This is a genomic window from Streptosporangium sp. NPDC051023, from assembly GCF_040689595.1.
Taxonomy (GTDB): domain Bacteria; phylum Actinomycetota; class Actinomycetes; order Streptosporangiales; family Streptosporangiaceae; genus Streptosporangium.
Map to the genome: position 1 here is coordinate 58,988 of NZ_JBFBCE010000028.1, position 12,393 is coordinate 71,380.

At 73.4% G+C, this 12,393-nt stretch carries 12 protein-coding genes; 1 reads left to right on the plus strand and 11 read right to left on the minus strand.

What is annotated here, in order from left to right:
- Positions 1–5 precede the first annotated feature (5 nt).
- From AB0395_RS19970 to AB0395_RS19995, 6 genes are read right to left on the minus strand one after another with little or no spacing between them, the layout of a single operon-like run.
- Entirely contained in the window at positions 6–1,010 is a 1,005-nt protein-coding gene (locus AB0395_RS19970; RefSeq protein WP_366282499.1) for a cysteine synthase family protein, read from the minus strand.
- Entirely contained in the window at positions 1,003–1,920 is a 918-nt protein-coding gene (locus tag AB0395_RS19975; RefSeq protein WP_366282500.1) for a hypothetical protein, read from the minus strand. The genes AB0395_RS19970 and AB0395_RS19975 overlap by 8 nt, the downstream gene beginning before the upstream one ends.
- A 3-nt stretch (positions 1,921–1,923) precedes the next feature.
- On the minus strand, positions 1,924–2,922 hold the full coding sequence (locus AB0395_RS19980) for an ABC transporter substrate-binding protein (RefSeq protein ID WP_366282502.1): 999 nt from the start codon (positions 2,920–2,922) through the stop codon (positions 1,924–1,926).
- Complete coding sequence (locus tag AB0395_RS19985) at positions 2,919–3,728, minus strand: ABC transporter ATP-binding protein (protein WP_366282503.1); 810 nt, start codon at positions 3,726–3,728, stop codon at positions 2,919–2,921. Before AB0395_RS19985 ends, AB0395_RS19980 begins: the two co-directional genes overlap by 4 nt.
- Complete coding sequence (locus AB0395_RS19990; protein WP_366282580.1) at positions 3,729–4,718, minus strand: iron ABC transporter permease; 990 nt, start codon at positions 4,716–4,718, stop codon at positions 3,729–3,731.
- A 60-nt stretch (positions 4,719–4,778) separates the two neighbouring features.
- Positions 4,779–5,519, minus strand: a complete 741-nt coding sequence (locus AB0395_RS19995; protein ID WP_366282505.1) for a class I SAM-dependent methyltransferase — start codon at positions 5,517–5,519, stop codon at positions 4,779–4,781.
- Positions 5,520–5,939: 420 nt separating this feature from the next.
- Between AB0395_RS19995 and AB0395_RS20000 the strand changes: the two genes are divergently transcribed.
- Positions 5,940–6,686, plus strand: a complete 747-nt coding sequence (locus AB0395_RS20000; protein WP_366282507.1) for a class I SAM-dependent methyltransferase — start codon at positions 5,940–5,942, stop codon at positions 6,684–6,686.
- 159 nt (positions 6,687–6,845) lie between these two features.
- On the opposite strand, the gene AB0395_RS20005 is transcribed toward AB0395_RS20000, so the two are convergent.
- The 5 genes from AB0395_RS20005 to AB0395_RS20025 all read right to left on the minus strand — a co-directional run bounded on the left by AB0395_RS20005 (position 6,846) and on the right by AB0395_RS20025 (position 12,361).
- Positions 6,846–7,997, minus strand: coding sequence for an acyl-CoA dehydrogenase family protein (locus tag AB0395_RS20005; RefSeq protein ID WP_366282508.1), 1,152 nt, complete (start codon positions 7,995–7,997; stop codon positions 6,846–6,848).
- Positions 7,994–9,283 (minus strand): MFS transporter, encoded by a 1,290-nt coding sequence (locus AB0395_RS20010; protein ID WP_366282510.1) that lies wholly within the window; start codon positions 9,281–9,283, stop codon positions 7,994–7,996. The genes AB0395_RS20005 and AB0395_RS20010 overlap by 4 nt, the downstream gene beginning before the upstream one ends.
- A 4-nt stretch (positions 9,284–9,287) precedes the next feature.
- Positions 9,288–10,784, minus strand: coding sequence for an ATP-grasp domain-containing protein (locus tag AB0395_RS20015; RefSeq protein WP_366282512.1), 1,497 nt, complete (start codon positions 10,782–10,784; stop codon positions 9,288–9,290).
- Positions 10,785–10,814: 30 nt separating this feature from the next.
- Positions 10,815–11,417, minus strand: a complete 603-nt coding sequence (locus AB0395_RS20020) for a sigma-70 family RNA polymerase sigma factor (protein ID WP_366282514.1) — start codon at positions 11,415–11,417, stop codon at positions 10,815–10,817.
- 410 nt (positions 11,418–11,827) lie between these two features.
- Positions 11,828–12,361, minus strand: coding sequence for a hypothetical protein (locus AB0395_RS20025; RefSeq protein WP_366282516.1), 534 nt, complete (start codon positions 12,359–12,361; stop codon positions 11,828–11,830).
- Between the last annotated feature and the right edge of the window lie 32 nt (positions 12,362–12,393).

Consider the following 12,393-nt stretch of genomic DNA (forward strand, 5'->3'; position numbering starts at 1 on the left):
GCCCGCTACCCGCCTGCCCCGTACGGCCGTCGCCGCCACTCCATGGCCGACCACGGCATCTCCAGCTCCTCCAGGGAACCGATCTCCCTGGGCTTCAGCTCCGACAGGCCGGGCGCCTCCCGGTGCCGGACGAAGACCCGCTCGGCGTAGCGGTGGCCGGTGTCGGCGCCGATCACCAGGTGCGTCCTGCCCGGGCTCCGCGCGGCGACCCAGCGGGCGACCAGGTAGGCGGCGCCGGTCGACAGGCCCGCGAACACCGCGTGGTCACGCAGCAGCGCGACCGCGCCCGCCATGGCGTGGCGGAAGTCGAGCCAGTGCACGGCGTCGTAGAGCTCGTGGCGCACGTTGCCGAAGGGGATCGAGCTGCCGATCCCGGCGATGATCGCCTCCGGGTCGCTGAATGTCTCGCTGCCGAAGGTGACGCTGCCGAACGGTTGGAGGCCGACCAGCCGGACCTCCGGGTTCTCCCGGCGCAGATACTCGGTCACGCCTCCGGTCGAGGCCCCGGAACCGACGCCGCCCACGACGGTCAGCTCGTCCGTGCCGAGCTCGGCGGCGACGAGGTCGGCGAACTCCTGGTATCCCAGGTAGTGGATGTCGTCGTGGTACTGCCGCATCCAGTACATGTCGGGGCGCTCGGCGAGCAGCTCGCGCACCCGGCGCACCCTGGCCTCCTGGTCCAGCCGCAGGGACGAGGACGGCGGCATCTGCTCGACGGTCGCGCCGAGGATCTCCAGCTGGGCGCGGACCGCCACGTCGACCGTGGTCGAGGCGACGATGTGGCAGCGCATGCCGTAGCGGTGGCAGGCCAGCGCGAGGGAGGTGGCGTAGATGCCGCTTGAGCTGTCGACCAGGACCTGTCCCGGTTCGACCGCTCCGCGCTCCAGGAGGGCGCGGACCGCGGCGAGCGCCGAGTAGATCTTCAGCGTCTCGAACCTCGCGAGGACGACGTTGGCGCCGAGCCGGATCAGCTGGGGCGTCTTCAGGGCATCCGCGATGTGCTCACGCACCGCCATAACCGCCCCAGGCGAACGAGCACTGGTACCCCAGCTCCCCGAAGAACGCCGACAGCTCGTCCATCCGTTTCCTGGCGAGCCGGTCGGCGAACAGGTATCCGATCACGCCGCCGGTGTGGGCCACGAAGACCCCGTCCGCGCCGAAGTAGCGGCGGTTGGCGGCGACGGCGTCGTGGGTCACCTTGGGCAGCACCTCCTGGGAGAGGGCGGCGCTGGTCGTCGCGGCCCGGGCGACCCCCACGACGTCCCCGGCCCGGAACGCCGCGAGGGCGCCCTCAAGGCACGCCCGGTAGGCGTCACCGCGGGCGGTGTAGTGGCCCAGGAGCAGCGGCGTCACCCCGGCGGTGTCCACCGCCCCCGGTTCGACCACGAAACACGTGTGGAAGCCGACCGAGGTGCCCAGGCGCTCGGCCACCTCGTGACGGTCGCTGAGGTAGAGGGCGGACTCGTCGAGGAAGACGCTGTCCGCGCGTTCGATCCGGGAGAGGATGTCGATCACCTCGATCTGGTCGTAGGGCATCCCGAAGAACTGGAAGAGGCAGCGCAGGGTGGCCACGATGTCCGCCGTGGAACTGGCCATGCCGACGCCGACGTTCAGTTCCGTGTGCCTGCTCCACCGCCCCCGCGGCAGCCGGAGCCCGTGCCTGCGCAGGAAGAGCCGCGCCCCCCTGGACGCTTTCTGAAGGGCGGGAAGCGGTTCGGCGTCGCCGCAGCCCTCGGTGAAGTACGCCCAGGAGTAGCGGTCGACCGGGAAGGAGATCACGCCGATGGCGCGCTTCCCCCGGTGTGCGACCGGTCCCTGGAACAGCTCTCCCAGCGTGCCGTTGCACACGCCCGAGGCCATCCTGGCGCTCGCCGGGACGGCGCGGACGGTCCCGCGGCCGGGTCGTGGCGCGAGGGTCATCGCTCACCGGCCGATCGAACGCAGGTAGGCGCCGAACTCCTCCGCCGCAGTGACGTTGCGCGGCCCGCTGACCGCCTCGCCGTAGTTCAGCACGAAGTAGTGGTTCTGTTGTACGGCGGGCACCGACCGCAACACGGGATTGGACGCCAGGAAGGCCCGTTTGCCGGAAACCGGCAGGTCGCCGTAGTCGATGATGACGATCACCTCGGGCCTGGCGGCGACGACGGACTCCCAGCTCACCGTCGTCCAGCCCTTCTTCACGTCGCCGAGCACGTTGCGCCCGCCCGCCGCCTCGATGATGCCGGTCGGCGAGGCGTAGCCGCCCGAGGTGTACGGCTGGTCGGTGCCGGAGTCGTAGACGAAGACCCGGGCCGGTTCTGCGCCGGCCGGACGCGATCGCCTCAGCCTGTCGACGCGCCCCCGCAGCTCGGCGACCAGGGCCTCGGCCCGCTGCTCGACGCCGAAGATCCTGCCGAGGTTGAGCAGGTCGGTGTAGACCGACTCCATCGGCGGCACCGGTTTCCCGTCGCCGTAGCCGAAGCAGCTCTCGGTCTGCACGTAGCTGTGGATCCCCACCTGCTCCAGGAGCTTCGGGGTGATCCCGCGGTCCTCGCTGAAGCCGCCGCCCCAGTAGGACATCACCCAGTCGGCCTTGGCGCCGACCACGATCTCCTTGCTGATCCGCCCGTTGCCCAGCCGGGGCACCCGGGCGTAGTCCGCACGCCACGGCGACCCGGCGATCGCGGAGTCGAAGAGGGTGTTCATCACGTAGCCCCGCATCTGGCCCGCGAGCCCGAGGGAGAACATCTTCTCGACCGCGCTGACGTCGTAGGCCATCGGCCTTTGCGGACGCGGGTAGGTGACCTGCTGCCCGCAGTCGGTGATGGTGACGGGGCGGGGGCCGGGATCGGCTGCGGGCCGTACGTTCGCCCCGCATCCGGTGACCAGCACCAGCCCGGCCGGGAGTGAGACCAGGAGGCGGCGCAGTGGGGAACGCGTCATGTGCGGGCACCTTTCGGGATCGCGCTGGTGTGGCCGGAGTCGGCGCCGAGGTCGTAGAGCAGCTGCGTCGCACCGGTCCGCGGATGGATCACGACCGTCGCGTCCACGCCGAACACTCGTTTGACCAGCTCGGGGGTGAGGACGTCCGCGGGGCGGCCGGTGGCCGCCAGGGAGCCGCCGCAGAGCACGCCGAGCCGGTCGCAGGCGGCGGCGGCGAGGTTGAGGTCGTGCAGCGCGACCAGCACGGTGAGCCCGGACGCGCGCAGGAACGCCGCCAGCTCGACCTGGTGGCGTACGTCGAGATGATTGGTGGGTTCGTCGAGCACCAGCACCCGGGGTTGCTGCGCCAGCGCCCTGGCGATCAGCACCCGCTGCCGTTCGCCGCCGGACAACGTCAGCACGCCGCGGTCCGCGAGATGGGCGACGCCGACCTGCTCCATGGCCGACCGGCACAGCTCGCGCTCCTTCTGGCTGAGGGCCTGGCCGTGCGGCAGGTGTGGGGTGCGGCCGAGCGCGACCATCTCCTCGACGGTGAAGTCCAGCTCGCTCTGGCTGTCCTGGGCCAGCGCGGCGACGAAGCGGGCGCTGCCGCGCAGGGACATCCCGGCCACGTCCGCGCCGTCGAGCAGCACGGCCCCGCCGGTCGGGCGCAGCGCGCGGTAGACGCAGCGCAGGGCGGTCGACTTGCCACTGCCGTTCGGGCCGACCAGGCCGACCACCTCGCCGCTCGCGACGTCGAGCCGCAGCTCGCGGACCAGGGCCCGCCCGGCGATCTCGACGGAGACCCCGTCAAGGCGCAGCTCCATTTACCGCCCCCCGAACAGGTAGCCGTTGCGACGCAGGAGGGCGACGAACACCGGGACGCCGACCAGCGCGGTGACCACTCCGAGCGGCAGTTCCTGCGGCGAGAAGAAGGTCCGCGAGGCGATGTCGGCCCACACCGTGAAGCAGGCCCCGGCGAGCGGCGCAACGGCCAGCACGCGGCGATGGGTCGAGCCGACCAGCATCCGCACCAGGTGCGGCATCACCAGCCCGACAAAGCCGACCGCCCCGCTGACCGCGACCAGCAGGCCGGTGACCACGGACGTGAGGGCGAACATCCACCGCCGCGTCGCCGCCGCGTCGACGCCGAGGCTCGCCGCCGTCTCGTCGCCCGTGGCCAGCGCGTCCAGCGCCCTGCTGCGTCGCAGCAGCACGACGACGCAGCACAATACCCCGGCCGCGGCGGGCGGCAACGACCCCCAGGTGGCCGCGCCGAGGCTGCCCAGTGTCCAGAACAGCACCGTGCTTGCCGCCTGGTAGTCGGGTGATAGGAAGACCACCAGGCTCGTCACCGCCTGGAACCCGTACGCGAGCGCGATCCCGGTCAGCACCAGCCGCAGCGGGGTCAGGCCCGCCCGGCCGCGCGCGGCGAGGTAGACCAGCACGGAGGCGCACAGCGCGCCGAGCAGGGCCGCCGCGGAGACCGCGTAGACGCCGAGGCCGGTGAACAGCCCGAACACCACGACCGACGACGCTCCGACCGACGCGCCCGAGGAGATGCCCAGCACGAACGGATCGGCCAGCGCGTTGCGCACCATCGCCTGGACGGCGACGCCGACCACGCTGAGCCCGGCGCCGACCAGCACCGCCAGCAGCACTCGCGGCACGCGGACCTGCCAGACGATGCTGTAGCCGGGCACCTCGTCGGCGGTGATCGTGCCGCCGGTGACGGCCGCCCCGACGTAGCGCACGACGTCGCCGAGGGGGATCGTCGTCGGGCCCAGCGCGATCCCGGCCAGGACCGTCGCCAACAGGACCGCCGACAGCACCAGCAGGACCGTGGCAACGTGCGGGCGCCGCGAGGTTCCCACCGGTCAGCCGGCCCGGGTGCCGCGCACGATCAACCGCGTCGCGTGGTTGTCGTACGGCGCGCCGTCGAACCCGCCGAAGCACTCGACGTCCACGAAGCCCGCCGCCTCGAACAGCGCGCGCAGCTCGGCGCCGCTGTAGACGAAGCACGTCAGCGACCCGTGCCTGGCCCTGCCGTCGCGCACCAGCGTCCAGTCGGTGCGGTACCTGGTCCAGTCGTCGAGGATGGTGTCCGACATGAACACCTGGCCGTTGTCGACCTTCACCACCTTCGGCTGGCCCGCCCAGCGGGCGTAGGTCTCCTTGCCCATCACGTCGACCACCAGCCTCCCGCCGGGCACCAGCGAGTCGTGCGCGTTCCGCAACACCTGGAGGTTCTGCTCCGGCGCCTCGAAGTAGCCGAACGACGTGTACAGGTTGATGACCGCGTCGAACGCGCCGGCCCGCACGTAGTCCCGCATGTCGGACCGCACCAGCTCGACCTCGACCTCGGCGTCGGCGCAGGCCCGCTCTGCCTGGGAGAGCATGACCGGGCTGAGGTCGATGCCGGTCACGGTGTATCCACGCCGTGCCAGCGGCACGGTGAACACGCCGATCCCGCAGCACTGGTCGAGCACGCGGGCCCCGGAGGGGAACCGCAGCAGCGGCGAACCGGTCACGTCCTCGGCCGCCCGCGCCGCCCGTTCCCGGGAGAACATCACCTCGGCGAAGCCCGTCCACAGCTCCTCGTCCTCGTACCAGTGCATTCCTGCCGACCTCCTCGTGAATCGGAGCCATACGTCGCCCGCGTCCGGCCGCCGTCCTGAACGCCGTCCTGAACAGGGAGTCGTGCGGGTGGCGCCGCCGGTTCCCGGCCAGTGCCGATCGGGTGCCGATCGGGTGCCGATCGGGGAGGAAACCCGCGGGAAGCGGCGTGAAGCCGGTGCCGGTGGCGGACGGTGGCGGTGTGTGAAGCCGGCGGCCAGGACAGGGCGGTGGCGGTGTGAAGACGGTGGCCAGGACAGGGCGGCGCATCCTCACGGAACCCGGCGGGGATCCGCGACGACTACCTGGGTGCGGGACGCAGGCGGGACGGCGTCCGCCCACGCCGGGTTCCCGGCAGGGGGGAGGCGTCCCGGCCGGGGCGGACCGGTTCCGGGGATCGGCTTTCGAGGAGGTCACGCAGGATGGACGCGAACACGGCCCGTGCCTGGACGGCGCGCTGGGACCGTCAGCAGGAGCGCTACATCGCCGATCGCGAGGAACGGTTCGCCGTCGTCGCGGACGTGGTCGCCGAGGCGACCGCGGGCAGCCCCGCGCCGCTGCTCCTGGACCTGGGCTGCGGCCCGGGATCGATGTCGGCGCGCCTGGCGAGCCGTCTGCCCAAAGCCGTCATCGTCGGCCTGGACCAGGATCCCGTGCTGCTGGCACTGGCGCGCGACGGCTACCGGGACCTCGCGCGCTTCGTCGACGTCGACCTGGCGTCACCGGGCTGGTCGACGGGGCTTGAGCTCACGGGGCCCGTGGACGCCGCGGTCTCGACCACCGCGCTGCACTGGATCCCCGAGGACCGGCTCGGCGCCGTGTACGAGGAGGCGGCGACCCTGCTGCGACCCGGCGGTGTGCTGGTGAACGCGGACAACCTGTACGACGAGCAGCCCGTCCTGGCCGGGCTGGCCGCCGCCGTACTCGAGGGGCGGGCCGCCCGGGTCGGCGTGTCCCACCACGAGGACTGGGCCACCTGGTGGCAGGCCGTCTCCGCCGAGCCCGGGCTGGCCGTCGCGATCGCGGAACGGGAACGCCGCGGGGCCCGCGGCGGGGTCACCGAGCTGTCGGTCCTGCGGCATGCCGAGCTGCTGCGGGCGGCCGGTTTCGCCGAGGTGGGCACCGTCTGGCAGTCGGGCAACGACGTGGTGCTGGTCGCGGTGCGCTGACGTCGTGACGGGCCGCCGGGCGCGCGGGCCCGGCGGCCCGCGTGGCCGTGGGAGGTCCGTCCGGCCGCGCGGGGCCCGGCAGTGTGGTTTCAGGCCGTAGGAGGTGGACGGGGGGCGTCCGCATCCTCCGTCAGGGCCGCGTCGAGAAGCTCGTGTGGTTCAGCTGTAGGAGGTGGACGGGGGCAGCTCGCCGGTGAGGTAGTGCGCGCCGACCTCCCGCGCCTTGTAGGCGACCGGGTCGTGCAACGTCAGCGTGCGGGCGTTGCGCCAGAACCGGTCGAAACCGAACCGGGAGGCGGTGCCCCGCGCGCCGATGAAATCGAAGATCCGCGTCGTCGTCTCGTTGACCACCCGGGTGGCGACGACCTTGGCCGAGGAGATCGTCACACCGGCTTCGCCCCGCTGCTCCGCGGTCAGCGCCCCGCCCCGGTCGGCGGCGTCCTGCAGGGCGGCGACGGCGTGGTCGGCGAGCAGACCCGCCGCCCTGACCCCGGCGACCAGCTCTCCGTAACCGGCCAGGACGTAGGGGTCCCGGGCGGCGGACTCGGCCCCGCTCAGCGCCCAGGGCCTGGCGTTGCGCCTGGTGTACTCGGCGGCCTCGGCCAGCGCGCCCTCGGCGAGGGCGACGTACACCTGGGTGAGGATCGACTGGTAGGACAGCGCGGACAGCGACAACCTGACCATCCTCGGGTCGTGTGCCTCCCGGGGGAGCGCGCCGACCACCTGGCCGACGGTGACGTGCACCCGATCGAACATCACGCTCCCGCTCGCCGAGAGCCGCTGTCCCATGTTGTCCCAGTCCGCCGGGTGGCTGACTCCCGCGGCGTGGGCGTCCACGACGAGCGTGAGCCGTTCGCCGTCGTCGTCACGGGTGGCGTTGACGACCAGCCGGTCGGCCACGCTCGCCCCGGTGGCGAAGGTCCTGGTGCCGTTGAGCAGATACCCGTCCGCGACGGGGGTGGCCAAGATCGCGTCCTGAGGGTTGCTCACCGCCGCCCAGAACCATCCCCGCTCCGCCGTCTCCCGCCACGTCCTGGCGGTCAGCTCGGCCTGGTCGAACAGCCCGACACGCCACAGGTGCAGGTAGTGGTACCCCAGCAGGTGGCCGATCGAGGCGTCCGCCGCGGAGACGATCCGGGTCACCGCGTGCGTCGCGGCGTGATCGTGCGGGGACAGGGCGAGCAGCCCGGACTTTCGGAGCAGCTCGATCTCGCGCACCGGCGGCCTGTTCGCGCGGTCCCGGTCCGTCGCGTCGGCCCGCAGCCGCTCGGCAAGTCGCCCGGCCGCGGTCCGGGCGTCGTCAGGTCTCATGTCGTCCTCATCGAGTCGTCGTTCGCCGCCGGTGAGTGCCCCGGTGGATCGTCTGGTGAACTCCCGGGTGACCGCCGCCGCGACGCCAGCCACGCGACGAGCAGCACGAGCGGGAGGAGCGCGCACTGGGCGGCGACCGCCAGCCAGAACAGCGGGGCGTTGCCCGCCCTGTCGAACGCCCCGTAACCGGCGCCGCCGATGATTCCGCTGCCGAACGCGCCGACTCCGGCGGCGAGACGCTGCTGGCCGAACACGACGGCGGGGGACCGGGCGGACCTGGCCAGGGCCTCGAGGTCGTTCTTCAGGAACAGCACGACCTCACCCAGGCAGACCACCACCGCCCCGGCCGCGATCGCGGCGGCGCCGCCGAGCGCGAGGACCGTCATTCCCACGGCCATGGCGGTGAAGCCCAGCGCCATCGCCCGGGTGTGGCGCATCCTTCCGACCCAGCCTGCCAGCACGGGCTGCATCACCGCCAGGAGCAGCGAGTGCAGCATCAGCACGGCGCCGTAGAACGCGGAGGAGACCCGGGGCACGGTGTAGACGGGCAGGTAGTAGTAGAAGTACATGTGCAGGTAGAGGGTCCACGCGGTCACCGCGAACGGCAGCGCCGGGATTCCGGCCAGGACCCGCGACGGCGCCTCCGCCCCCGCGCCGGGATCGTGGTCGCGGCTGTCCGGCAGCAGCGCGTGCCCGGCCGTCAGGACTGCCAGCAGCATGACGACCGCGGTGAGCAGCGCGCCGGGGGCCTCGAGCGCGAAGGGCCCCGCCGCCAGCGGCCCGAGCGCGACCCCGGCGTTCAGCGCGGAGTTGCTCGCCGACAACAGCCGGGGGCGGCTCTCCCGGTCGGCGCCGTGCACCAGATACGCCTTGGCCGAGGGCAGGTAGAGCGCGGCACCGCAGCAGACGACGACCAGACCGGCGATCATCACGGCGGGCCGATCCAGGCCCGCGGCGAACCCCGCGAACCCGGCGACGTGCAGCAGCAGCGCCAGCAGCAGGGTCCGCCGCAGGCCGAGCCGTACGGCGACGGCCGCGCCCGCCACGCACCCGGCGAACTGCAGCAGCGAGGCCGCCGCGAGCACCGCGCCGACCACGCCGAGGTCCATGCCGAGCCGCTGGTGCAGCAGGACCGACGTGAAGGGCAGTACGGCGAAGCTGCCCAGCGTGGTGACGAACGAACTCGCGAGCATGAACCGCTGGGCGCCCGTGAGCCTCAACGCCCCCTTCTCCGCCCGCGCCGTCTCACCGTCCACCGTCTCACCGGCCACCGTCTCACCGGCCACTGTCTCACCACTCGTCGTCCATGAGGGGGTGCACGCCGCGGGCGGCGCTGAGCGCGTTGTACATCGCGAGCTCGGTCGTCGCCCCTTCGGCCAGCAGCAGCCCGGCGCAGGCGCGCTGGTCGCCGAGGTCGCCGACCTCGGTTCCGGCCGCCATGGTCGGATACCACTCGGGGGCGCCGGGATGGGAGGGCAGGTCCTCGATGCCGGTCACCCCGGTGAACGTACCTGGACGGCCGGGATAGATGAGGACCGTCGCCGTCGCCGTCGGCCGTGTCGCCGCCGTGTCACTCGTCGTCTCCACCGTCCCCGTCGTCTCCACCGTCTCCACCGTCTCCACCGTCCCCGTCGTCCCCGTCGTCCCCGTCGTCCCCGTCGTCCCCGTCGTTCCCGCCGTGCCGCTCGTCGTGCCGGTCGCCGTGTCGAGCAGCGCCGGGGCACGGCCGAGCGCCATGTCGATCATCGCGTCGTAGACGTCGACGCCGAGGGAGCGGCACATCGCCTCGCCCGCCAGGCAGCCGCCGATCCGGGCGTTGATCTCGACCAGCTCGGGCCCGTCCGAGGTGAGCACGAACTCGACGTGGGCGAAACCCCGGGTGTGCCCGGCCGCGGCGAGCACCCGCGCCACCCAGTCGTCGACGGCCGCCAGGTCGGGGGCGGGCAGCAGCACGGGAAACGACAGCAGATCCTCCCTGCCGAACCAGCGCGCGGACAGCAGCCTGCCCGTGACGCCGAGGAGCCGGGTCCGGCCGGCCCAGCTCAGGGTCTCCGCGCTGTACAGCGGGCCGGTGAGGTACGGCTCGGCGAACAGACGGCCGAGCAACGCCCGGCCCGCGGCCTCGCGCAGGGCCGCGTCGAGCTGTTCACCGTCCCGCACCAGCCACACGTTGCGCGACCCGGTCCCCGCGGAGTCCTTGAGCACCGCGGGCAGGCCGACCACGTCGCGGACCAGCGCGGCGGAGGCGGTGTGGTCAGGGCCCGGCGGCAGCGCGACGGCCGTGCCGCGGGACAGGCCTCGCTCGTGCAGCAGCACCCGGACCGCGCGCTTGTCGCGCAGCGTGCGGACCACAGCGGGATCCGGGCCCGGCAGCCCGAACCGCGCGGCCAGCTCGGCCCCCGGCCGCATCCAGGTGTCGGTCGAGTTGACCAGCCCGCGCAGGTCCGGCAGGCGGCCGAGTACCGCCGCGCATTCGGCCACGTCGTGGGTGTCGACGTCGACCACGTCCAGTGCGTCCGGCGCGAGGCGGCCAAGCTCGTGGCGGTAAACCCCGCGCCCGCCGGTGAGCAGGCACAGACGCTGCCCCGCCCGCTCCGCGGCCGCGACCATGCGGCTGAGCCCGAAGGTGAGCGCTTCCAGTACGGCGATGGTCACCAGGTCTCCGATCTCTCCGGCGCGGCCGGCGCGCGGCGACGCGCGTCCGGTACCGAGTAGTCGTCCGGCGTCCCCGCCGGGTTCCCGGCGATCGCCCGCTGCCCTGGCCGTCCTGGCTCCCCGCCGGGTCACGGGGCGTCGGAACCCGGCGGGGACCCGCGGTCAGGCGGCCCGGTCGGCCGCCGCCAGCGATTCGATCAGCTGGCTTCTGGCCCGTGCGACCCGGGAGCGCACCGTGCCCACCGGGCAGCCGATCATCGCGGCGGCCTCGGTGTACGGCATGCCCACGAGCTGGGTCAGGACGAAGGCCTCGCGGCGCTCGTGCGGCACCCTGGCCAGCAGGTCGGCCAGGGCGACGCCGTCCTCGCAGCCGGGCAGCCCGCGGGGCTGGCGCCGTTCGGCGGCGGACTGCCAGTCGGCGAGGTCGGCGACGATCGGGCGGCAGGCCGCGGAGCGGAACCGGTCGACGACGACCCGCCGGGCGATGGTCAGCAGCCAGGTGCGGGCGGAGGAGCGACCGGCGAACCTGGGCAGGCTGCCCAGGACCCGCAGGAACGTCTCCTGCGTCAGGTCCTCCGCCGTGTGGGCTCCGGCGAGGTAGGCGACGAACCTGCGCACGTCCGGATAGACGGCGCGGGTGAAGGCCTCGACGGCCGCGGGGGTTCCTCCGCGCGCGGCCAGTGCGAGCACGGTCACGTGCTCGTCGGAGAAAACGGGGGTCTCTTCGTGGTGCGGGGCGCGGTGATCGCGCATGGCAGAGCTCATGGTGATCGTTCCTTCAGGCGCAGGGTAAACGGGCACGCGTTCGGAGGGACGCGCTCGCTGAGCGGAACCGGCGGCACGGGGGCACGGGGGCACGGGGGCACGGGGGCACGGCGGGGACCGGGCGGTCCGGGGCACGGCGAAGAGGCCGGGCCGTCCTGTGACCGGCTCGGTTGAGAGGGCGGATCAGCCCCGGGGGAGGGACGGCCGGGCGTGGCCGCTCGGCGCGCGCCGGAGCGGCGCGCGGCGAAGGCGCGGCGGTGTGCGCAGGCGCGTGCGTCCCTCCGGGGCGCGGAGGCCTCGCCGTAATCGGCTCGTCGCGAGTCCGCGAGTCCGCGAGTCCGGAGGGCGAGACGGCATGGCGCCGCCCCCGGCAGGGCTTCTCCGCCCCTCGGGTCTGTCCGGCCGGTCCCTCAGCCGGTGTGCCGCGGAAGCGGCGGCGGGCCGCGCCGCCGTATGGAGGGGAGGATCTCAAGGCCGCCGTACGGCGCGGCGTCCGCGGCGGGCACGGCCTGCCACACGGGGGCGCTCACCTCGGCGGGGATCACGAGGAGCAGCCGGATCGCCGGAACGCGCCCGCCGTGCAGGCGGATCATCAGCCACACCGCGCTCTCGCCGCGGTACAGCCACCATCCCGTGCCCAGCGCGACGGCGAGGTGGACCGCGGTCATGCCGGAGCCGGGGTGTCCGTGCTCGCCAAGGCCCGTCGCGTGCGGTCCGGACGCGGCCCGGTTGAACAGCTCGTGCAGCAGGATCTGGACGCCGGTCGTGGCGCCGAGCACCACCTCGGGGCCGCGTTCGCGCCCGCCGAGGGGGTAGGCGACGCAGAAGGCGATCACGGCGCCGAGGATCCCCAGGCGCGGCGGGACGAGCGCGCCGCCGGCCAGGACGTGACCGCCCGCGGAGACCGCGGTGCACAACGTCGCGAAGACGATGGCCCGTGGCATGCGAAGAGCCGACGCCGTGAGGGTCACATCCG